Below are 20,468 nucleotides of genomic sequence, written 5' to 3'. Positions count from 1 at the left end.
GCAAAAAAGCCGCTCCCTTTTCGGGGAGCGGCTAAGACCACGAGCGTGGCCGCGAGACGATGGTGTGGTGCTTAGAACTTGTAGCGCGCGCCGATCATGTAACGCGGTCCTGCCTGCGTCACATTCAACGTCGATGCGAACGTGCGGCCATGCTGGCGCTGGGTGGCATCGTTCAGGTTGATCGCCTCAAGTTGGAAGCTCAGGTTCTTGTTGTAGTTGTAGCCCACGCTGACGTCGACCTGGCCGTAGGCGTCGGTGTACACCGGCGCCGCGCGGTTGTTGCCGTCGACCGTCGCGGCCAGGAACTCGTCGCGCCAGTTGTACGCCACCCGCACCGACCATTGCTTGTTCTCGAAGATGCCCACCACGTTGGCTGAATTGCTCAAGCCGAGAATGGCGAACTGGTCGTTGACGTCGGCGTTGTTGTACTTCAGCGGCGAGTGCACGTACGTGTAGTTCGCCTGCACACCGAAACCGCTTTCGCCGAACATGTGCTGCACGTTGACCTCGGCGCCACTGACGTTGGCCGATTTCTGGTTGGCGTAGGTGGTGGTCTGGAAGTAGAGCAGCGGGTCGGTCGACAGGCCGGTGATGGTACCGTCCAGCATGCCATCGCCTTTTTTCCCGGTCATCTTCACGCCAGGCTGGCCGTCGAAATTGCCCAGGATGTAGTTGCGGATGCAGTTGGTGTCCGCCGCGCCGCAGCCGCTGCCCAACGCCGCCTTGTAGTAGGCGCCGCCGATCGGCGTGTGCAGGTCGTACAGCGACTGCGAGATCAGGGTCTGGCCGGCGTAGTTATCCAGCTGTTTGCGGAAGAAGGCCAGCGACAACAGGCTCTGCTTGTTGTAATACCATTCCCACGAGAGATCCAGGTTCTTCGACTTGACCGGCTTCAGCGCCGGGTTGCCGACCGAGGCGCTGCCGCCGGTGAAGACGTTGGCGATGGTGCCCAGTGTCATGCCGCCTTGCAGCTGATCGTAGCGCGCGCGGCCGATGGTGGCGCCGAGGCTGGCCCGCAGCTTCATGTCGCTGCGCAGGTCGGCATCCAGGTTGAGGGCCGGCAGCACATTGGTGTAGGACGCGTCGGTGCTGCTGAATGCCTGGCCGCCGAAGGTCAGCGGCAACTCGTTCTGCGCCACCCACACCACCGCGCTGGCCGGCAGCACCTGGGCGACCGAGCTGACCTGGGTGCGTTCCACCCGCACCCCGACCGATGTGTGGACAGGAATCTTGAGATCCCAATCGCTGTTGAGGGACAGGTAGGCCGACGTGGTTTTTTCCTGCAGCGTGCGGTCGGTGTCGGGAACACCGAAGTTAGGCAGGTAGGCGGCCTGGTTGCCCACCGCGTTCGCGGTCACCTGGCGCACCTTGGCGAAGTCGAAGGTGTACAGCGTGCCGAACAGGTCGGGCGAGTTGGCGCCGCCCAGCTTGTTGAAGAACGAGGGCAGGGAGTTGGCCTGGTACAGGCTGGCCGGATAGTCCGACGCCTTGGTCGCGCCGCCCCAGGTGTTGTTCTGCACATTGGAGAAGGTCGAGCGGTTGGTGGTGTCGGTGTAGCCGACGCCGAAGTTCAGCTCGGATGCCTCCATCAACTGCAGGCTGCCTTTTGCCTGCGCCTGCTTGATGACTGATTTTTCGTAGCCGTTGTGGAACCACGACCCGGCGGCCTGGATCGGCGCGGCGGCCAGGTTGGCGGCCGGCATGCTCAGAATCGGCAGCTCGTGGGTGAAGTCGACCTTGGTCGTGCCACGGCTGAAGCTGGCGTTGGACAGCGCGTTCTCGCTGCCGAACGGGCTGTCCGCGCCGGACTCGGCGGTGGAATGGTGGGCGTCGAACTCCAGCTTCAGGCCCGGACGGACTTTCCAGGCGGCGTTGAAGCCGATCGACTGGTTCTTGGTCTTGGTGGCGAAGTCGCTGCCCACCACCGAGATGTCCTGCGGCGTCGGGTAGACCTCGGAATAGGTCAGCGGGCTGACCACGTGCCCGCTCGGCCAGCTGCTGGTCGAGGTCGGCGTCTGCGCGAACCATACGCTGAGCTCGTTACGCTTGGTCTGTATCTTGTTTTCCGAATAGGTGTAGTCGACCGTCGTGGTCAGGTCCTTCACCGGACGGAACTGGAAGGTCAGCTGGCCGTTGGTGCGCTGCCGCTGGACCGCGGCAACGTTGTAGTTCATATTCTGTGGAATCGAATACAGCGCGTCCTGCGCCGGGCGGTTGGTGATGTTCGCCGCGCCGGGCGTGCCGGGTTGGGGCAGGGTCTGTCCGTCGATGACCGCCGACCCCAGGTACGGACCCTGGTAGCCATTGAACAGGCCGGCGCGGTTGAAGCCGGAATCGCGCGACTGGAAGCTGGCGCTCAGCGACACGCCGAAGCGGCCGTCGGCGCTGGTGTTCGAGTAGATGCCCGACACTTCCGGGGTGACGCTGTCGCCCTTCACGCCGGATGGCAGATGGTCGTTGGAGGTATCCTTGACCGCCTTGACGCCTATGCTGGAATGCATGCCGGGATTGTCGAACGGACGGCCGGTGACCACGTTGATGGTGGCGCCGATGCCGCCGGTCGGGCTGTCGGCGCGGCCGGTTTTGTACACCTGCAGTTGCGAAATCGATTCCGACGCCAGGTTCGAAAAGTCAAACGAGCGGCCGGACAAATCGCTCAGGTCGGTGGTGGGCATCTGGCGGCCATTCAGCAACACCAGGTTGAAGTCCGGGCCTAGGCCACGCACGGTGACTTTCTGCCCTTCGCCATTGCTGCGGTCGATCGAGACGCCGGAAATCCGCTGCAGCGATTCGGCCAGGTTGGTATCGGGGAACTTGCCCATGTCTTCGGCAACGATGCCGTCGACAATGCCGTCCGAGTTGCGCTTGAGGTTCAGGGTCGACTGCATACTGGCGCGGATGCCCGTCACGATAACTTGCGGGCCTTCGGTGCCGGGAACTGGCGCCTGCTGTGCGTGGCCGGGCATGGCCAGCGCGCTGCATGCACTGGCAACCGCCAGGTACATCAAACGACGTTGAAAAGGTTTCTGCATAAAGTCTCCGTATTTTTTATATTGAGTTGCTTGTACGTGGTCTAACGGTTTGATGTCCGGTCGCTTCTCTCCTTGTAACGGTTGATGTTTAGCCGCTCCTTGTCATCGCGGTAATGACACGGTGCGCTTCAAGACCATGGGCGCCTGCTGTCCCGCCACGCCCGTGCCGGGCTGCCCGGAGCCCACGCTCAGCTGGTACTGTCCCGGCGTCAGCTGGCGCTGGCCGTCGCGCGTGACAAAGCTCAGGTCGCGCGGCGTCAGGCGGAAACTGATCTTGCGGCTCTCGCCCGCCTTCAGCGTGACGCGCTGGAAGCCGCGCAAGGCCAGCCGTGGCGCACCGTCGAAGGCCGGCGGCGTCAGGTACAGCTGCGCCACCTCGTCGCCGTCGCGGCTGCCGGTGTTGGTCACTTGCGTGGTCACCGTCACGCCGTTTTCCGGCGCGCCATCCACCGGCGCGACCTGTAGCGGCGCGTAGCCGAAGCTCGTGTAGCTGAGGCCGGCGCCGAAGGCATAGACCGGTGTTCCGGTGTAGTAGCGGTAGGTGCGGCCGCGCATGCCGTAGTCGTCGAACGGCGGCAGGTCGGCCACGTTGCGGTAGAAGGTCAGCGGCAGGCGGCCGCCCGGATCGGCGCGGCCGGTCAGCACATCGGCAATCGCCAGCCCGCCCGACTGGCCGGGATACCACGCTTCCAGGATGGCGGCAGCGTTGTCCCTGGCCCACGACAGGTCGAGCGCGCTGCCGTTCATCAGCACCACCACCAGCGGCTTGCCCAGCGCCTTGGCGCGTTCCAGCAGTTGCCGCTGCTCGGCCGGCAGGTCCAGCGATGTCTTGTCGCCGCCCTCGAAGCCGTCCACCTTGATCGCCATTTCCTCGCCTTCCAGGTCCGACGTCAGGCCGACCACGGCCACGACCACGTCGGCGTCCGCGGTGGCGCGGCGCAGGTCGGCATCGGCGTCGCTGGAGATGCGCTTCCAGAACAGGCCGGGCACGCCGCTGCCGCCGGACTCCGCCTCGAAATGCAGCGGATAGCGCTGGCCTTGCTCCAGCCGCACCGTGGTCAGTTTCAGCGGCTCGCCCCATTGCGAATATTCGCTGGCCTCGACCAGCGCCTTGCCGCCTGCCTTCAGCGCACCCTTGACGCCGCTGACACCCAGCCGGTACAAGCCGCTTTCCGGAACGCTCAGCTCGCCATCCCAGGTGATCTTGTGATGATCGGCGACCGCCTTGAATTGCAGGCCGTGCGCTTCGAGTCCCGGTTCGGTGAGGCTCAACACCGGCTTGCTGTCGTATTGCTCACCGTTGCGGTTGAAGTACTCGACGCGCAAGCCCGGCTGTCCATCCGGCGCGCGCAAGGCGGAGGCCGGCACCGGATCGCCGTCGGTGATCGAGGCGCCGGCGGGCGCCAGCGTGATCCGCGCCTGCGGCAGCACGCGCCGCAAGCCCTCCAGCACCGACACCGGCGGCGCCGACTGGGTCGACGAGTAATTGCCGCGCAGGACGCGGGTGGCGTCCGCCAGCGGGCCGATCAGGGCCAGTTTGAGTCCCGGCTTGAGCGGCAGCACGCCGTCGTTCTTCAGCAGCACCAGGCTGCGCGTGGCCGCCTGCAGCGCCAGCGCCTGGTGCGCGGGCGTGTTGATGGCGCTGACCGGCACCGCATGGGCCTGGCGCTGCGGCAGGCCGGCCAGGTCGCCGTTGCGGTAGCGTGCCGAGAACAGCCGCACCAGGGCCTGGTCGATGTCGGCCATATTGATCAGGCCGCGCTGCCAGGCTTCGCGATAGCGCTCCGCCAGGCCTGGCGTTTCACCCAGGGTCTTGGTATTGCACTCGTTGTCGGTGCCGGCCTTCAGCGCCACCGCCACGGCGGCGGCCGGGTCGGCGGCGTATTTGTGGCGTTCCGAGATGTCGGTCACCGCATCGCAATCGGAGACCACATAGCCCTTGAAGCCCCAGGCGCCGCGCAAATGCTGCTGCATCAGCAGCTCGCTGCCGCAGGCCGGCTGGCCGTTGATGCGGTTGTAGGCGCACATGATGGAGCCGGCCTGGGCATCGACAATGGCGGCGCGGAAGGCCGGCAGATAGGTGTCCTCGAGATCGTGCGCGGAAACGAACACGTTCGCCGCATGGCGGGTCGATTCCGGCCCGCTGTGCACGGCGAAATGCTTGGGCGTGGCGACCACGTCCGGCAGATCCGGGTTGCCGCCCTGGATGCCGCGGATGAAAGCGACGCCCAGCGATGCGGCCAGGTAAGGATCCTCGCCATAGGTTTCCTGGCCGCGTCCCCAGCGCGGGTCGCGGAAGATGTTGATGTTGGGCGACCAGGTATCGAGCCCGGTACCGATGCGGCCCAGGTGCCCGGTCTCGCGGCCCAGCGTGTGCAGGGCGCGCACCTCGGTGCTGATGGCGGTGGCCACCTGGTGCAGCAGCGGCGCGTCGAAACTGGCGGCCAGGCCTATCGGTTCGGGGAAGTTGGTGGTGGGCAGCGGCCCCAGTGCGCCATGCAGCGACTCGGTCCACCAGTTGTAGGCCGGGATGTTCAAGCGCGGCACGGCGGGCGCCACGTTCAGCAACTGATTGATCTTCTCGTCCAGCGTCAGTTGCGCCACCAGCCGGTGGGCGCGCGCCTGGGCGTCACCGCGCACGTCTGCGGCATGGACCGGGAGCGGAATGGCAGCAGCCAGCACCAGGGCCTGTACGGCCAAGCGCCTCCATCCGCGATACGTGTCTCCTGTTCGGCCCTGTAGGCGGGCCTTTTTATGTCGCATGTTAGCCTTCATGTTAGTGAAGCTAAAAATGTTTGCGGTAACATTTTTTAATACGACAAATGTAGTCCTTGAATTATCAATTAACCAATCACTTTTTTTTCTCGCTTGATACCGAAATTGATATCGCAGGGAAGGTGCGGGCACCGCCCACTCCGAACCGCGTATTATTGCTTCAGTTGCGCGCTTGACAGCCAATATTTGCAATGGAAGAATGCCCGCCCGATCAATTCCTGCCAGCTGACCTGCCATGTCCATAGACCATCGCCAACCGCCGCTGGTGTTATTCGTCGCATTTCCCCAAATGGGATTGCTGGACCTGACCGGTCCGCAATCGGCGTTTTGGGTCGCGTCCAAGAACATGGCAAAGCTTGGCCAGGCCGGGTACGAGCGGCACACGGTCAGCTTGCGCGGTGGCCTGATCCAAACGGTGGAGGGCGTCGGCATCGACAGCCGCCCGTTCAGCGACTTCGAGGGCCGGGTGATCGATACCATCGTGGTGCCGGGCGCACCGGACATCCTGACGGTGATGGGCGAGGTCCCGGAAACGGTGGACTGGATCCGCGCCAACGCCAAGCTGGCGCGGCGCACCACATCGGTTTGCACCGGGGCCTTCCTGCTGGCCGAAGCCGGCCTGCTGCAGGGGAAACGGGTGGCGACGCACTGGGCCCAGTGCGACGAGTTGCAGCGGCGCTTTCCCGCGCTGACCGTCGATGGCGAGGCCATCTTTGTGCAGCAGGGCGCCACCTGGACTTCCGCCGGCGTCACCGCCGGCATCGACCTGGCGCTGGCCCTGATCGAAGCCGACAGCGGGCGCGGCATGGCCATGCAGGTGGCCAAGGAGCTCGTGGTGTTCCTGAAGCGCTCCGGGGACCAGGCACAGCATAGCGAGTTGTTGCAGGCGCAGTCCAAGGACACGGCCGCCTTTGACGAGCTGCACCTTTGGCTGGCTGAAAACCTTGGCCAGACCAACATCACGGTCAGCGTGCTGGCCGAGCGTGCGTGCATGAGTTCGCGGAACTTCTCCCGGGTCTACAAGCAAAAGACCGGCAATGCGCCGTCCAAGGCGGTCGAGCTGTTTCGCCTGGAGGCGGCGCGGCGCCTGCTGGAGAACTCGAAACGCAACCTGGACCAGATCGCCCGTCATTGCGGCTTCGCCGACGAGGAGCGCATGCGGGTGATCTTCCACCGCAATCTGGGGATGTCGCCATCGGATTACCGGAAGCGCTTTGCCGCCCGTGCGGCGGCCGAGTGACGGCCTTATCCCTGCGCCATGCGCGTGAAATTGGTGATGCAATGCAGGTCCAGCGCGCGGATGTGCTGGGTCATGTAGTCGACGAAGACCCGTATCCTTCGCGGCAGGTGATGGCGGCTCAAATAGCACACATAATGCCCACGGTCGTTGGGCGCGCAGGAGGGCAGGCAGGCCACCAGCCGCCCCGAGCGCAGGTGATCGCATATCTGATAGCCCGCCAGCTGCGCCAGCCCTTCGCCGTCGAGCACGGCCTGTAGCACCAGGTCGGCGTCGTTGTAGCTGCTGCTGCCCTGGGGCAGGAACTTCTGCTCGATGCCGCCCACCTTGAACTCCCATTCGCACACCCGGCCCGAAGCCAGCAACAGGTTGATGCACCGGTGCTGCGCCAGCTCGTTCACGCTTTGCGGCATGCCATGCTTCTGGATATATTCGGGCGAGGCGCACACCAGCATTTGCATAGGGATCAGCTGCTTCGCCACCACCTGGCTGTCATCCATGCGGCCGTTGCGAAACGCCACGTCGATGCGGTCGGCGATGAAGTCGGTGGGGCTGTCCTCCAGCACCAGGTCGATCCTGATTTCCGGATAGGCCTCGCGAAAGCCACGCAACAGCGGCGCCACCACCTTGCGCCCGAAACCGGCCGTGGCGCTCAGGCGCAGCAGGCCGCGCGGCGTTCCGCTGCGCAGTTCGCGCATCTCTTCGATTGAGCGGACGATGCGCTCCACGCCCGGCCTGCAGTTCTCGTAGAACAGCTCACCCTCGCCGGTCAGCGATGTGCTGCGCGTGGTCCGCAGGAAGAGGCGCGTGTCGAGCTGGTGCTCCAGCTTCTGCACGCTGCGGCTGATCGCCGAGCGGCCTATCCCCAGCCGCTCCGCCGCCTTGGCGAAGCTGCCTTCGTGGACCACCGCGATGAACGCCACCACGCCCGCATAGGTCGTGGCGAAACTCGATGCGAGCGCGTCAACTCGGTGGTCTGGATGAAGCTGATGAAGTGTCATGTGCTCGCCTTGTCACGTTGTCGCCCGCACGGTTTTTCGGTGGCGGGCGCTGCTTGTTTCCTGAGCTGGATGGTAGTTTCGAACCAACCCGGCGTAAATGACAAAAATCCCTTTATTTATGACGGGGCCGTCTGGATTGGTGCCTGCCATGAACCACTGTGCAGCCCGGCACAGCCCTACCGCCCGATATGGAGCAGGCCTAGAATTTTCCTTGGCATCACTGCTATTCCCTACCCATATCTCGAAAGGCGGATCACCATGAAGATCGTCGTTATCGGAGGCACTGGCCTCATCGGAAGCAAGCTGGTCAACATTCTTCGCACACGTGGCCACGAGGTGGTCGCCGCGTCGCCCGCATCGGGCGTCAACACCATCACCGGTGAAGGCCTGGCCGAGGTGTTGGCGGGAACGAATGTGCTGGTGGACGTCGCCAACTCGCCGTCGTTCGAAGACCAGGCCGTGATGGAATTCTTCCAGACGTCCGGCCGCAACTTGCTGGCCGCGGCTGCCTCGGCGGGCGTCCGGCATCACATCGCATTGTCTGTCGTCGGCACGGAGCGTTTGGTGGACAGTGGCTACATGCGCGCGAAGGTTGCGCAGGAGGCCCTCATCCGCCAGTCGGGCCTGCCGTACACCATCGTCCACGCGACACAGTTCTTTGAATTCCTCGGCGGCATAGCCAAGGCAGGCTTCGATGGCCAGGCGATACGGCTGTCGCCCGCCATGATGCAGCCGATGGCGTCGGACGATGTCGCGGCCGCTTTGGCCGACATCGCATTGGGCAGCCCTGTCAATGGCCTGGTTGAGATTGCCGGACCCGAGCGCGGCAGCATGGCCGGCCTGGTGCAGCGCTATCTGGACAGCATCAAGGATGGCCGTGCCGTCACGGCGGATGTGCATGCGCGCTATTTCGGCGCCGAGCTGAAAGAGCTGGACCTGGTGCCGGGCGGCCAAGCGCGCCTGGGCACGATCACGCTCGATCAATGGCTGAAGACGGCAGGCGCCGCGCATCCATAAGTGCGGCCCAGCAAAGGAGGAGACACGATGAGAGAACTGTCCGCGCCGCCGGTTTCCATGCTGGACAAGTACGTCGGTGAAGACTTCAAGCCGCTGTACAAGACCTGCGTCAACGTGACAGGCGGGTGCACAGAGCATGGGCGGGCTTCGGGCAAGGTGCGCTCGGACGACGGCGCTCTGGACATCGAGCTGAGGTTGCCGAAAGCCTTGGGCGGCCCCGGCGGCGGCACCAATCCGGAGCAGTTGTTTGCGGCCGCCCTGGCCGCCTGCTTCCACGGCGCGCTGACGCTGCTGGCGACGAAGTCCGACATCAAGCTGGAGGGCTGCTCGGTCGACGCCTCGGTCGCTTTTGGACGGGATCCGGTGGATGGGCTTTACATGCTGGTCGCCGAAGTCTCGATCGACATGCCCGGTGTTCCACTCGCCATTGCCGAGGAACTGGTTCGCAACGCGGAGCGCGTGTGCCCGTACACCAAGATGGCGCGGCACGGCATCATTTGCATCGTCGCCCTGGTCAAGCCATGAAGCGCTTCCCTGCCCAGCAGCGTGCGATCCAAGTCCATCTGATGCACCAGTGTCCCATCGTCAGCGCGGGCTTGCGCGCCATATTGTCCACCCAGCCGGACTTCCTCCTCAGCACCGATGCGCATGGCGCGCCGCCTGCCGGATCCACCTGCGTGGTCATCGCCGACTACGAGTCGGGCGTCAACGCGACGCGCGGTGAGCCGGTACTCGTGTTGACCTATCAGGTGAAGGCGGAGGCGATACGGCATGCGATGGAAAGCGGTGTGCGCGGCTATGTCATCCAGGGCTGCGATGCCGGCGAGCTGATCGAGGCCGTGCGCATGCTGGGCCGGGGCGGTTGCTATCTCAGTCCCGTGGCCGGCCGCCTGCAAGCCGAGGAACTGCAACGTGCGCCCCTGACCCGGCGCGAGGCCGAGGTGTTGCAGGTGTTGGTGCGCGGCAGTTCCGACAAGGTGATCGCCCGTGGGCTGGGGATCGGAGTCGGGACGGTGAAGACTCATATGAAGCAATTGTTCAGGAAGCTGGGTGCATCCACCCGGACCCAGGTCGTCATCAAGGCGATGGATCTCGGGCTGCATGAATCGCTCGGCGAGCTGGGGCACAGGCTTCCATTACTAGACCCGTATTGCCAACAACAGGAGAAACGTCATGTCCCAAATTAAAAATCTCATCGCCATCATCTGCGCCACGGCTGGCTTGCTCGCCACGCAGCACGCCAGCGCCGCCGCCGATGCCGTGGTCGCGCCGCTGATCACCAAGCCATTCAATGACCTGCCTGGCAAAGAGGGGTTGATGCTGATGGTCGAATATCCACCGGGTGCTGTCGACCCGGTCCATCGCCACGACGCGCATGCCTTCATCTACGTGCTGGAAGGCTCCATCGTCATGGGCGTCAAAGGCGGCAAGGAACAGACGCTGACGGCGGGCCAGACATTTTACGAAGGCCCGAGCGACATCCATACGGTGGGCCGGAACGCGAGCGCGACCGAGCCGGCCAAGTTCCTGGTGTTCATGGTGAAGGAGGCGAAGAAGCCGGTCCTGATACCGGTTAAGTAAGCACGGCTGGAATTTCATCTTCAATCTTCAATAGGAGTAGTTCATGCGCATCCCATTCATCGCCATATCCGGCTTGCTGCTTGCCGCCACCGGCGCGTCCGCGGCGGACGTGAAATCGATCTCCCGCCTTGCCGCCGGACCGGACAACATCCTGTTCGTCGCCGACTGGAAAGCGGCGCGCGTCCACGCGATCACGCTGCCGGCGGCGGCGCAACAGCCGTCCGGCACGATATTCAATGTGTTGGACCTGGAGCCGCGTTTGTCGCGCGAAGTCGGCGGCGCCAAGGTCACCGTCGAGGACATGGTGGTCCGGCCCGGCACCGGCGAAGTGTATGTGGCGGTCAGCTACGGCCCGGCGAAAAAGCCGGCGCTGATCGTCGTGACCAGCGACAAAAAGACCCGCCGCATCAACCTGCAGGCGGCGCCATCGACCTCGATAGCGCTGCGCAACGCGCCGACCACGGACAACAGTTTTTGGCGCGACACGCCTGAGCGCAGCTTCACCGCCACCGATATGAAGTGGCGCAACGGCGAGCTGTTCGTCGCCGGCCTCTCCAACCAGGACTTTGCCTCGACGCTGCGGCGCATCAAGTATCCATTTGGCTCCGAGCAGTCGGTCACCTCGGTGGAGATCTATCATGCCGGCCACAACCTGATCGAAACGCGGGCGCCGGTGCGGGCGATGAGCTTTGCCAGCTGGGGCGGCAAGTCTTACCTGGTGGCCGCGTACACCTGCACGCCGCTGGTGACCATCCCGCTCGACGACCTGAAGGATGGCGCCCATATCCGCGGCAAGACCGTCGCCGAACTGGGCTATGGAAACACCCCCGCCGACATGATCTCGTATACCACGACCCGCGAGGGCAAGGCCGAGGATGTACTTTTGCTGGTGAATTTTAACCGTGTGTCGAACCTGATTCCGGTGTCGCAGCTGGAGGCGGCGGGCGCTCGGCCAGGCATCGAGAAGAACGTGCCGTACGGGCAGGTCACTGGCCTGGACGTGGCGCAGGTTCCGCTGTCTGGCACGCTGCGGGTCGACAACCTCGACGACAAGTCCATCGTCGTCGTGCGCCGCCAGCTGGAGCGGGATGCGCTGCAACTGGTATCGATAGGGAAGGAGCTGAGCTTCCGCCTGAGCGACCATGTGTCGGAATACGCGTTTCCGGAATTTAGTTTCCGGGGCAACGCCTTCCAGCAGCAGTATGCCAAGCCGCGCGTGGACATACTGATGAAGGAAGAGGGATTCCCTGAGTTGATCAAGGCGTCGGAGTAACCGGTGCGGCCCGGTCGACTGATCGTCGCCGCCTTGTTTGCGGCGCTGAGTGCGACGGCTGCCGTGCAAGCGGCGCCGGGCGTGGTGCAGGTTCAGCCATCGGCGGCCGAGGTTCCCGCCAACCTGCTGCGCATCTCGATCCGGTTTGCGGCGCCGCCCGAAGGGGCGGTGCTGCCCAGGCTGGCCTTGCGGCACGCCGATGGCAGGCCGGTGCAGCAGCCGTTTCTGCCGCAGGAGCTGTGGTCTCCGGACGGCAAGATACTGACGATCCTGATGCATCCCGGCCGCGTCAAGACCGGCCTGCTTGCGCGCGAGGAGATGGGGCCGATCCTTGCGGCGGGGGACGACGTTGTGCTGACGCTGGACGGACATCCTCTTCAGCGCTGGAATGTTGGGCCTGTCCGCGAGGGTGGTCCGATGCCGTCGGCGTGGCGGTTGTCGCCTGTCGCGGCAGGGTCGAAGCAGGCGCTGGTGGTGAGACTCGATGGCGCCATCGATGGCCGTGACGCCGGCTACCTGGCGATTGCGGACCATCGCCACCGGCGCGTCGCTGGCAGCGTGCGGTTAAAGGATGGCGAGAGGGTCTGGACCTTCACGCCGCAAGCGCCCTGGCGGGCCGGCGAATACACGCTGGTCGCCCGTGGCACTTTGGAGGATCCTGCCGGCAATCGACTGGGCGGCCACTTCGAAACGGCGGTTGATCAACCGGGCGGCCCGCCGGTTGATGCGGCGATTACCTTTAAGGTGGACAGGTGACTACCCCGTTTGCGCTTGACGCCGGAGGCGGTCTATGGTCCGATCTCATCGATCACAAATTGTAAGAAAGACGCCATGAACAAGCCCATCAAAATTCTTTTGCAGACCACCATCGTCACCACCGACAATGATTGGCATATCGGCCGCTTCTCTTTGCTGCGCGACTTGTTGGCCGGCTTGACCGGCGATGATGGTCAGCCGCTGTTCGAGGTGACTGCGCGCGACCGCGTCAGTGTCGGCAGTGCCGATCCGGTGCTGTCGACATTGGCGGAGTCGGACTACGGCCAGGTATGGCTGTTCGCGGTCGACACCGGCGACGGCTTGCACACCGACGACCGCGCGGGACTCTCCGCGTTCCACCGCCGGGGCGGCGGCTTGATGATCACGCGCGACCATATGGATTTGGGCTGCTCCATCTGCTCGATAGACGTGATCGGCGCCATGCATATTTTCCATAACCACAATCGCGTCGCGGGCAGCTTGCCGCCTGCGCCGGACGATCGCGGCACGCCGCAAATCCTGTGGCCTAATTTCCATTCGGGAGCCAACGGCGACGCTCAACGCATCGCCATCGTCAGCCCGGCGCATCCCGTGTTGCGCGATGCCGAGTCCGAAGACGGCTTGCTGCATTATCTGCCGGCCCATCCGCATGAGGGCGCGGTGGACGCACCGGCCGGCGTGGCGAATGCACGCGTGATCGCCACCGGCATCAGCAAGGCCACCGGCAACCCGTTCAACATCGCCGTCGCAATCGAAGCGACCGCCGGCAACGGCCCGGTGATTGCACAGTCCACCTTCCACCACTTCGCCGACTACAACTGGAATCCGGCCTCAGGCTGCCCGGACTTCGTGAGCGAGGCGCCGGGGAACAGTCTGGCGACGACGCCTCACGCAATGCGTTCGGTTCACCGGTACGCTAGCAACGTCGCGCTGTGGTTGGCTGGACGGCTGGGCTAAAAATTCGGAATCGTTGCTCGGCGTGCCGAAATTACCCAATACAACCCACTAGCTGTAAATTGAATTTACAGCTTATATACTGTAAGAGGTGATTGGAGCCTGATCATGGATTACCCCATCCGAACTTTGCAGCAACTACGACCACTACTTGTCGGCTTTCGTAAGCACGCAGGCTTGTCGCAGGCCGAGGTAGCCGCATTGTTTGGAGTGACCCAACAGAGCTATGCAAAGATCGAGGCGAACCCAGCCGCCACGAGCGTCGAGCGGCTGTTCACGATTCTACGACTGCTCGGCGGTGAGATCGTGTTGGCTCAAAACGATAAATCTGGTGAATCTGGTGAAGCGTTGATATTGGATACTATGCCAGATTGTGCGCCAGCAGGTGGCCGGCCTGTGCCAGCAACCAAGCCCAAGAAGGTAAGTGTGGCCGCGCCATCCAAAGTGGTCCCGCGAACCAAGAAGATGGAGCCTTGGTAGCATGGGACGGCGCACGCATGCCCAGCGGTTGAAGAAACCGGGGAATGCGCCGTATCGCGGCCCGGTGGTGGAAAACTATTTCGATAATCTGCTGCCCGATAGCGACGGGATACGTCGACGAATTGCGAAGCGTTTCAGGATGGAGGGGTGTGAGCCTTATCAGCTGCTTGCGGCTATCGACCGCATCTTGAGCATGGTCAAGTAATCGCGAATGTTGCTATGCAGCATTTTGGAAGTAAAGGTTGCCCAATTTTGAGCAACTTGGTACTATGTTGGCGTAGACAAGCGCAGGACTTGTAGAGGTCGCTTAACGGCGGCAGCCCGAATGGGTGGGAACCTCGAACCTGGGGTCTACTTTTATTTAAGGGCTCACTAATTCAGTGAGCCTTTGTTTTTCTACTTGGTCGCTGCACCATAGCTTAAGACCATAGCCTTCTATCCGGTTTTGCTTCTTGTATAGAGTTGGCAATAGCATACGTAAATACCGTTCTTCTACCTCGCCATACTGCGTTTTGTTCACTGCAAAAAAAACGCTTGAAGCGACCGCATCGGCAAGCTGTAAACCAGCCAATTTATCGTGGTTAACTGCTCGGACCTTATCGCAACTTATCGCTGGCCAGTAGATGCTGATATCGCTGGACGCCGCAGACTGGTGTTTTAATAATTGCAAATAACTCCGTAAATCGTCATACGACATAGCGGACCTGTTCGAAAATACAAGGTCCGCGCTGCATTTCCCCTCATGCGCAAAATCCCGGCATAACCAACTCACTCGCTCCAGCAACAGCCGAGTCGCGTACCGGTAAAGCTTGTGCGCCTCTTGCTGAAAATTTTCAGGATTTGGAATTGACGGTTTATGAATGAGCACGTTGACGGTCTTGACCGGCATTCCACTGATAAGCCGTACCAAGGGATACGCTGCTCATGCTTTAGCTCGCGAAAGTGGAAAACAAATTTTTCTGGCTTCCCTAGCAGCGTACGAGCATCCTTGGCAATCTTCACCATCTGTAGGTCATTCGACTTGCGAGCCACTGTTGCAGAGAGCACAAACCAACGAGAGCTGCCACGCTCACCCTCTAGGAACTTGAAACCTTCGTCCCCTGCTTCATCTATATACACAACAAAATCTGCTGTCATACCCAGATCCTTTAGCTCGTAGCGCTCACTAGATTATAAAGGGAAGTTGAACCGCCTCTGAAAAATGCGACGCTGCCTATATGGCGCCTATAGATGGGTACAAACAGCTTCGGCAGTAAAAAAGGGTTACACGCCAAAGCATGTAACCCTTTGTTATTCCTGCGTATTTCTGGTGCCGACTGCCGGTTTCGAACTGGCCACCTGATGATTACAAATCAACTGCTCTACCAAATGAGCTAAGTCGGCGAAACTTGTACGGGGCGAATTATACGCTATTTAATTCGCGTGAGAGTAGGACGGCCACCCTTTTTTGGCGGGTCGGTATCGTCTTCCGGAGCGCTTGGCGCCTCGGTTTTCACCTCTTGCGCGGGCGCTGGAACGGCGGCCAGCACCGGTGCCGGCGCGCTGGTTTCCTCATCGGCTGGTGGCTCGGCAAAGCCCAGTTGCGGCTCGAACGCCATCCCCTGGCCGTTCTCGTTGGCGTAGATCGCCATGACGTTGTTGACCGGGACGTAGATCTCCCGCGACACACCGCCGAAGCGCGCGTGGAAGCGGATGCTGTCGTTGTCCATCTTCAGGCCCGAGGTGGCGCCGAAGCTGATGTTGAGGACGATTTCGCCTTTTTTCACATATTCCATCGGCACCGTGGTCGAGGCGTCGACCTTGACGGCGAGGTAGGGCGTATAGCCGCTGTCCGTGCACCACTCATAAATGGCGCGCAGCATGTAGGGCTTGGTTGAGATTTCAGACATGGTCTTCCAGACTGCAGTAAAACCCGGCGCGCCGCCCGCTAAGGCCGGCAAACGCGCCGATAGACTTCAAGTAAATCGGCCCGCGTCCGATTAACGGCGCATGACCTTTTCCGACGGCGTCAGCGCTTCGATGTAGGCAGGACGCGAGAAGATGCGCTCGGCGTACTTCATCAGCGGGGCCGCGGTCTTCGACAGTTCGATGCCGTAGTGATCCAGGCGCCACAGCAGCGGCGCGACCGCCACGTCCAGCATCGAGAACTCATCGCCCAGCATGTACTTGTTCTTCAGGAACAGCGGCGCGAGCGTGGTCAGGCGGTCGCGGATTTCCGCGCGCGCCTTGTCGTGGCTCTTGTCGTTGCTCTTGGCGCGTTCGCTTTCCAGCACGTGCACGTGGACGAACAATTCTTTCTCGAAGTTGAACAGCATCAGGCGCGCACGGGCGCGCATCAGCGGGTCGGCCGGCATCAGCTGCGGATGCGGGAAGCGTTCGTCGATGTACTCATTGATGATGTTCGATTCGTACAGGATCAATTCACGTTCCACCAGGATGGGCACCTGACCATAGGGATTCATGGTCGAGATGTCTTCCGGCTTGTTGAACAGGTCGACATCGCGCACTTCGAAGTCCATGCCTTTTTCAAACAGGACCAGACGGCAGCGTTGCGAAAATGGGCAGGTTGTACCCGAATAGAGAACCATCATTTTTATAGTTCCTTAGAAGAACAAAGGGGGTGAAGCCGCGAACGGATCACCCCGGATCGATCGCCCGCCAACGCGGGCATCGCAAAACAAGCGCCGGCTAGCCGGCACTCTCGATTATTTAACTTCTTTCCAGAACGACGCGTTCAAGCGCCATGCCAGGAAGGCGAAGCCGGCCATAAACAGCACCACCCATGCGCCCAGTTTTTTGCGGGTCTGCGCTGCAGGCTCCGCCATCCACTCCATGTAACCGACCAGGTCGGCCACCGCAGTGTCGTATTCCAGCTTGCTCAGTTTGCCCGGCGTGACTTGCTCGAAGCCGGCAAAGTGATGGATCTTCTTGCCTTCCTCGTGCGGGTCGGCCACTTCTTCCATCTTGACCTTCTGCACGCCCTGCAGTTCCCACAACACGTGCGGCATCGCCACGTTGTTGACCACCAGGTTGTTCCAGCCGGTCGGGCGGGTGTCGTCCTTGTAGAAGGTGCGCAGGTAGGTGTACAGGTAGTCGCCGCCGCTGCCGGCGCCCGAGGCTTTCGCGCGCGCGATCACCGACAGGTCCGGCGGCACCACGCCGAACCATGCTTTCGCGTCTTTCGGGTTCATCGTGGTGGTCATCATTTCGCCGACCTTGTCGCCGGTGAACAGCAGGTTGGCCTTGATTTGCTCTTCCGTCAGACCGAGGTCGCGCAGACGGTTGTAGCGCATCGAGGACGCATTATGACAGTTCAGGCAGTAGTTGACGAACAGTTTGGCGCCGTTTTGCAGGGCCGCCATGTTATTCGAACGGTCAGGCGCCTTGTCGAGGGCGACGCCGCCTTCGTTGGCCAGTACCAGGCCTGGCACCAGGGCCAGGATGGCGAGCAGTTTTTTAGAAAAATTCATGTAATGTCCTTTGTGTACTTTAGCGGGAGGCGTCGATCAGTGCGCGTGGAACACTACGCGGTCCGGGACCTTCTTGAACGTGCCCATGGCGCTCCACCAAGGCATGAACAGGAAGAAGCTAAAGTAAAGCAGGGTGCATACTTGCGAGAACAGCGTGCGGCCTTCGGTCGGCGGCAGGGTACCCAGGTAGCCCAGCGACAGGAAGCAGAAGAAGAACACGGCGTACACATACTTGTGCCAGCTCGGGCGGTAGCGGATCGACTTGACCGGCGACTTGTCCAGCCATGGCAGGAAGGCCAGGATCACCACCGAGCCGCCGAAGAACACCACGCCCCAGAACTTGGCGTCGAGCACCTGCGGCAGCATGCCGACGATGGCCACCAGCGCGATCGCGGCGATCACGGTCTTGACCGCGCTCGACAGGCGCGACTTGAGCCAGATGAACACCACGTAGGCGGCCACGAAGAACATCAGCACCCACATGAAGTCGGCGGTGGTGGCGCGCAGCACCGAGTAGAACGCGGTGAAGTACCAGGTCGGCGCGATGTGCAGAGGGGTCTTGAGCGAGTCGCCCGGCAGGAAGTTGTTATATTCCAGGAAGTAGCCGCCCATTTCCGGGGCGAAGAACACCACGGCGCTGAAGATCAGCAGGAAGATCGATACGCCGAACAGGTCGTGCACGGTGTAGTAAGGGTGCGAAGGGATGGAATCGACCGGGTGGCCGTCGGCGCCCAGGTTTTCCTTCACTTCGATGCCGTCCGGGTTGCTCGAGCCGACTTCGTGCAGCGCGATCAGGTGGGCAGCCACCAGACCCAGCAGCACCAGCGGGATCGCGATCACGTGGAAGGCGAAGAAGCGGTTCAGGGTGGCGTCGGACACCACGTAGTCGCCGCGGATCCACAGCGACAGGTCAGGGCCGATCAGCGGGATGGCGCCGAACAGGTTGACGATCACCTGGGCGCCCCAGTACGACATCTGGCCCCATGGCAGCAGGTAGCCGAAGAAGGCTTCTGCCATCAGGCACAGGAAGATGGCGAAACCGAACAGCCAGATCAGCTCGCGTGGCTTGCGGTACGAGCCGTACAGCAGGCCGCGCGTCATGTGCAGGTAGACGATGATGAAGAAGGCCGAGGCGCCGGTCGAGTGCATGTAGCGCACCAGCCAGCCCCACGGTACTTCGCGCATGATGTATTCGACCGAACCGAAGGCCAGGTTGGCGTCCGGCTTGTAGTGCATGGTCAGGAAGATGCCGGTGACGATCTGCAGCACCAGCACCAGCATGGCCAGCGAGCCGAAGATGTACCAGAAGTTGAAGTTTTTCGGGGCGTAGTATTTGCCCCATTGGTCGTTCCACAGCTTGGTCAGCGGGAAGCGGTCGTCGACCCAGCCCAGTGCTTTTTGTGCGGCCGGTGCATCGGCCGGGAATTTAGTCTCTTTGAAAGCCGCCATGATTTACGCCTCGCCTTTCTCGTCTTTACCAATGATCAGCTTGGTGTCGCTCAGGAACATGTGACGCGGCACCTGCAGATTGTCCGGCGCCGGCTTGTTCTTGAACACGCGGCCGGCCATGTCGAAGGTCGAGCCGTGGCATGGGCACAGGAAGCCGCCTTCCCAGTCGTCCGGCAGCGATGGCTGCGGGCCGGGAGTGAATTTGGACGATGGCGAGCAGCCCAGGTGGGTGCAGATGCCGACCGCCACCAGGATCTCCGGCTTGCGCGAACGCCATTCGTTGCGGGCGTATTCCGGGGTGAATTCCTCCGGGTTGCGCTTGGAGTCGGCGTCGGCCACCTTGCCGTCGGTCTTTTTCAGCGAGGCCACCATTTCAGGGGTACGCTTGATAATCCAGACCGGCTTGCCGCGCCATTCGACGGTTTTCATTTCACCGGGATTGAGGCTGGAAATATCCACTTCCACCGGTGCGCCGGCGGCCTTGGCGCGCTCGGAAGGTTGGAACGTGCTTACCAGTGCCCCGGCGGTTGCCAGGCCCACTACGCCACCCGCCGCGCCTGTTGCGACGAGCAATCCGCGTCGGCCCGAATCGACCTGCTTTTCGATACTCATACAAACCCCAATCAGTCAAAGTGCGAACAAAATCCGAAAACCGCGAACAAAATCTGAAACTTGTTGAAGCACGAATATCGCTTCTAGCAACCTTAAATTATAAGGTAAGCGTGATACGAATTAAAGCAAAAACGTTGCCGTAACCCCAATTGCGGGCATTTGCGCACCGTTTTGGACTTGATTTTTGCCGGCCCATCCCCTACTGACGGAGCGCAAGCGATAGATATTGATGCAAGACAAATTTATAGCGTAAATCGGTGTCCAACGCGCATGGCGCGAGCGAGTTTGGAATCCAATTGAAAAAATAGTATGATCCAGACGCAGTTTTGTTCACAAATGACCACAGAGCGAGGATAGAAGAATGGCAATGATGCAGGAATTTAAAGAATTCGCGATGAAGGGCAATGTGGTCGACCTCGCCGTTGGCGTGATCATCGGTGGCGCGTTCGGCAAGATCGTCGACTCGCTGGTGGCCGACATCATCATGCCGCCGATCGGCAAACTGTTCGGCGGGCTGGATTTCGCCAATTACTATATCGCGCTGAACGGCCAGGATCCGCACCTGAGCCTGGCCGAAGCGAAAAAGCTGGGCGCGGTGTTCGCCTACGGTAATTTCGCCACCATCCTGCTGAACTTCATCATCCTGGCCTTCGTGATCTTCCAGATGGTGCGGCTGATGAACAAGGCGCGCCATTTGAACACCAAGGAAGTGGCGGCGGAAGCGGCCGCGGCGCCGGCGCCGACCCCGGAAGACATCGTGCTGCTGCGCGAAATCCGCGACTCTCTGAAGAAATAACAAGGACGCCGTCCGTGGGACGGCAGGCTGAACGC

At 61.9% G+C, this 20,468-nt stretch carries 20 protein-coding genes, 1 tRNA gene and 1 pseudogene; 11 read left to right on the top strand and 11 right to left on the bottom strand.

The genetic code is table 11. The features are described 5' to 3' along the window. Positions 1-71 precede the first annotated feature (71 nt). The gene (locus tag ACUJB0_RS17590) at positions 72-3,032 is read right to left on the bottom strand and encodes a TonB-dependent receptor (RefSeq protein WP_444846319.1); all 2,961 of its coding nucleotides are present in this window, start codon (positions 3,030-3,032) and stop codon (positions 72-74) included. Positions 3,033-3,134: 102 nt separating this feature from the next. After that, the gene (locus tag ACUJB0_RS17585) at positions 3,135-5,732 is read right to left on the bottom strand and encodes a glycoside hydrolase family 3 C-terminal domain-containing protein (protein ID WP_444846318.1); all 2,598 of its coding nucleotides are present in this window, start codon (positions 5,730-5,732) and stop codon (positions 3,135-3,137) included. Between the two features lie 310 nt (positions 5,733-6,042). Between ACUJB0_RS17585 and ACUJB0_RS17580 the strand changes: the two genes are divergently transcribed. Further along, positions 6,043-7,047, top strand: coding sequence for a GlxA family transcriptional regulator (locus ACUJB0_RS17580; protein ID WP_444846317.1), 1,005 nt, complete (start codon positions 6,043-6,045; stop codon positions 7,045-7,047). A gap of 5 nt (positions 7,048-7,052) precedes the next feature. Here ACUJB0_RS17580 and ACUJB0_RS17575 read toward each other — a convergent pair whose 3' ends face one another. Further along, positions 7,053-8,045 (bottom strand): LysR family transcriptional regulator, encoded by a 993-nt coding sequence (locus ACUJB0_RS17575; protein ID WP_444846316.1) that lies wholly within the window; start codon positions 8,043-8,045, stop codon positions 7,053-7,055. Positions 8,046-8,303: 258 nt separating this feature from the next. On the opposite strand from ACUJB0_RS17575, the gene ACUJB0_RS17570 reads away from it, so the two are divergent. The 9 genes from ACUJB0_RS17570 (at position 8,304) to ACUJB0_RS17530 (ending at position 14,311) form a co-directional block, all read left to right on the top strand. Further along, the gene (locus tag ACUJB0_RS17570; protein ID WP_444846315.1) at positions 8,304-9,062 is read left to right on the top strand and encodes an SDR family oxidoreductase; all 759 of its coding nucleotides are present in this window, start codon (positions 8,304-8,306) and stop codon (positions 9,060-9,062) included. Between the two features lie 27 nt (positions 9,063-9,089). Then, positions 9,090-9,587: an Ohr family peroxiredoxin gene (locus tag ACUJB0_RS17565; protein WP_444846314.1), complete on the top strand. Its 498-nt coding sequence runs from the start codon at positions 9,090-9,092 to the stop codon at positions 9,585-9,587. Further along, entirely contained in the window at positions 9,584-10,249 is a 666-nt protein-coding gene (locus tag ACUJB0_RS17560; protein ID WP_444846313.1) for a LuxR C-terminal-related transcriptional regulator, read from the top strand. The genes ACUJB0_RS17565 and ACUJB0_RS17560 overlap by 4 nt, the downstream gene beginning before the upstream one ends. Next, positions 10,236-10,643, top strand: coding sequence for a cupin domain-containing protein (locus ACUJB0_RS17555; RefSeq protein WP_444846312.1), 408 nt, complete (start codon positions 10,236-10,238; stop codon positions 10,641-10,643). Before ACUJB0_RS17560 ends, ACUJB0_RS17555 begins: the two co-directional genes overlap by 14 nt. A gap of 43 nt (positions 10,644-10,686) precedes the next feature. Continuing rightward, positions 10,687-11,916 (top strand): hypothetical protein, encoded by a 1,230-nt coding sequence (locus ACUJB0_RS17550; protein WP_444846311.1) that lies wholly within the window; start codon positions 10,687-10,689, stop codon positions 11,914-11,916. Positions 11,917-11,919: 3 nt separating this feature from the next. Continuing rightward, positions 11,920-12,672 (top strand): Ig-like domain-containing protein, encoded by a 753-nt coding sequence (locus ACUJB0_RS17545; protein WP_444846310.1) that lies wholly within the window; start codon positions 11,920-11,922, stop codon positions 12,670-12,672. Between the two features lie 75 nt (positions 12,673-12,747). Beyond that, on the top strand, positions 12,748-13,629 hold the full coding sequence (locus ACUJB0_RS17540; RefSeq protein WP_444846309.1) for a hypothetical protein: 882 nt from the start codon (positions 12,748-12,750) through the stop codon (positions 13,627-13,629). A gap of 105 nt (positions 13,630-13,734) precedes the next feature. Continuing rightward, a complete protein-coding gene (locus tag ACUJB0_RS17535) occupies positions 13,735-14,106 on the top strand; it encodes a helix-turn-helix domain-containing protein (protein ID WP_444846308.1) in 372 nt (123 codons plus the stop codon). Between the two features lies 1 nt (position 14,107). Next, positions 14,108-14,311: a HipA N-terminal domain-containing protein gene (locus ACUJB0_RS17530; protein ID WP_444846307.1), complete on the top strand. Its 204-nt coding sequence runs from the start codon at positions 14,108-14,110 to the stop codon at positions 14,309-14,311. Positions 14,312-14,467: 156 nt separating this feature from the next. Here ACUJB0_RS17530 and ACUJB0_RS17525 read toward each other — a convergent pair whose 3' ends face one another. The 8 genes and pseudogenes from ACUJB0_RS17525 to petA all read right to left on the bottom strand — a co-directional run bounded on the left by ACUJB0_RS17525 (position 14,468) and on the right by petA (position 19,637). Beyond that, entirely contained in the window at positions 14,468-14,995 is a 528-nt protein-coding gene (locus tag ACUJB0_RS17525) for a DUF3800 domain-containing protein (protein WP_444846306.1), read from the bottom strand. 41 nt (positions 14,996-15,036) lie between these two features. Then, positions 15,037-15,243, bottom strand: a pseudogene (locus ACUJB0_RS17520) (DUF3800 domain-containing protein); the annotation flags it as partial. Positions 15,244-15,413: 170 nt separating this feature from the next. After that, positions 15,414-15,489, bottom strand: a tRNA-Thr gene (locus ACUJB0_RS17515). Between the two features lie 26 nt (positions 15,490-15,515). Then, the gene (locus tag ACUJB0_RS17510; protein WP_444846305.1) at positions 15,516-15,995 is read right to left on the bottom strand and encodes a ClpXP protease specificity-enhancing factor; all 480 of its coding nucleotides are present in this window, start codon (positions 15,993-15,995) and stop codon (positions 15,516-15,518) included. Between the two features lie 90 nt (positions 15,996-16,085). After that, entirely contained in the window at positions 16,086-16,697 is a 612-nt protein-coding gene (locus tag ACUJB0_RS17505; protein ID WP_008443913.1) for a glutathione S-transferase N-terminal domain-containing protein, read from the bottom strand. 114 nt (positions 16,698-16,811) lie between these two features. Then, entirely contained in the window at positions 16,812-17,576 is a 765-nt protein-coding gene (locus ACUJB0_RS17500; RefSeq protein WP_444846304.1) for a cytochrome c1, read from the bottom strand. A gap of 36 nt (positions 17,577-17,612) precedes the next feature. After that, a complete protein-coding gene (locus ACUJB0_RS17495; RefSeq protein ID WP_444846303.1) occupies positions 17,613-19,025 on the bottom strand; it encodes a cytochrome b in 1,413 nt (470 codons plus the stop codon). A 3-nt stretch (positions 19,026-19,028) separates the two neighbouring features. After that, positions 19,029-19,637 carry a ubiquinol-cytochrome c reductase iron-sulfur subunit gene (gene petA, locus ACUJB0_RS17490; RefSeq protein ID WP_161084655.1) on the bottom strand — a complete coding sequence of 203 codons (609 nt, stop codon included), beginning with the start codon at positions 19,635-19,637 and terminating at the stop codon, positions 19,029-19,031. Between the two features lie 361 nt (positions 19,638-19,998). On the opposite strand from petA, the gene mscL reads away from it, so the two are divergent. Then, positions 19,999-20,433 carry a large conductance mechanosensitive channel protein MscL gene (gene mscL / locus ACUJB0_RS17485; RefSeq protein ID WP_444846302.1) on the top strand — a complete coding sequence of 145 codons (435 nt, stop codon included), beginning with the start codon at positions 19,999-20,001 and terminating at the stop codon, positions 20,431-20,433. Positions 20,434-20,468: the final 35 nt, after the last annotated feature.

It is taken from the genome of Duganella caerulea (genome assembly GCF_040362985.1).
Classification (GTDB): domain Bacteria; phylum Pseudomonadota; class Gammaproteobacteria; order Burkholderiales; family Burkholderiaceae_D; genus Rugamonas; species Rugamonas vulcania.
The sequence above is the reverse complement of the archived record's forward strand: the minus strand, read 5'-3'. Positions and strand labels throughout refer to the sequence as shown.

Excerpts from the sequence above, each read along its gene's own strand:
- ACUJB0_RS17590 (WP_444846319.1), bottom strand. The coding sequence starts at position 3,032 with ATGCAGAAACCTTTTCAACGTCGTTTGATGTACCTGGCGGTTGCCAGT.
- ACUJB0_RS17580 (WP_444846317.1), top strand. The coding sequence starts at position 6,043 with ATGTCCATAGACCATCGCCAACCGCCGCTGGTGTTATTCGTCGCATTT.
- ACUJB0_RS17575 (WP_444846316.1), bottom strand. The coding sequence starts at position 8,045 with ATGACACTTCATCAGCTTCATCCAGACCACCGAGTTGACGCGCTCGCA.
- ACUJB0_RS17570 (WP_444846315.1), top strand. The coding sequence starts at position 8,304 with ATGAAGATCGTCGTTATCGGAGGCACTGGCCTCATCGGAAGCAAGCTG.
- ACUJB0_RS17565 (WP_444846314.1), top strand. The coding sequence starts at position 9,090 with ATGAGAGAACTGTCCGCGCCGCCGGTTTCCATGCTGGACAAGTACGTC.
- ACUJB0_RS17560 (WP_444846313.1), top strand. The coding sequence starts at position 9,584 with ATGAAGCGCTTCCCTGCCCAGCAGCGTGCGATCCAAGTCCATCTGATG.
- ACUJB0_RS17555 (WP_444846312.1), top strand. The coding sequence starts at position 10,236 with ATGTCCCAAATTAAAAATCTCATCGCCATCATCTGCGCCACGGCTGGC.
- ACUJB0_RS17550 (WP_444846311.1), top strand. The coding sequence starts at position 10,687 with ATGCGCATCCCATTCATCGCCATATCCGGCTTGCTGCTTGCCGCCACC.
- ACUJB0_RS17540 (WP_444846309.1), top strand. The coding sequence starts at position 12,748 with ATGAACAAGCCCATCAAAATTCTTTTGCAGACCACCATCGTCACCACC.
- ACUJB0_RS17535 (WP_444846308.1), top strand. The coding sequence starts at position 13,735 with ATGGATTACCCCATCCGAACTTTGCAGCAACTACGACCACTACTTGTC.
- ACUJB0_RS17530 (WP_444846307.1), top strand. The coding sequence starts at position 14,108 with ATGGGACGGCGCACGCATGCCCAGCGGTTGAAGAAACCGGGGAATGCG.
- ACUJB0_RS17525 (WP_444846306.1), bottom strand. The coding sequence starts at position 14,995 with ATGCCGGTCAAGACCGTCAACGTGCTCATTCATAAACCGTCAATTCCA.
- ACUJB0_RS17510 (WP_444846305.1), bottom strand. The coding sequence starts at position 15,995 with ATGTCTGAAATCTCAACCAAGCCCTACATGCTGCGCGCCATTTATGAG.
- ACUJB0_RS17505 (WP_008443913.1), bottom strand. The coding sequence starts at position 16,697 with ATGATGGTTCTCTATTCGGGTACAACCTGCCCATTTTCGCAACGCTGC.
- ACUJB0_RS17500 (WP_444846304.1), bottom strand. The coding sequence starts at position 17,576 with ATGAATTTTTCTAAAAAACTGCTCGCCATCCTGGCCCTGGTGCCAGGC.
- ACUJB0_RS17495 (WP_444846303.1), bottom strand. The coding sequence starts at position 19,025 with ATGGCGGCTTTCAAAGAGACTAAATTCCCGGCCGATGCACCGGCCGCA.
- petA (WP_161084655.1), bottom strand. The coding sequence starts at position 19,637 with ATGAGTATCGAAAAGCAGGTCGATTCGGGCCGACGCGGATTGCTCGTC.
- mscL (WP_444846302.1), top strand. The coding sequence starts at position 19,999 with ATGGCAATGATGCAGGAATTTAAAGAATTCGCGATGAAGGGCAATGTG.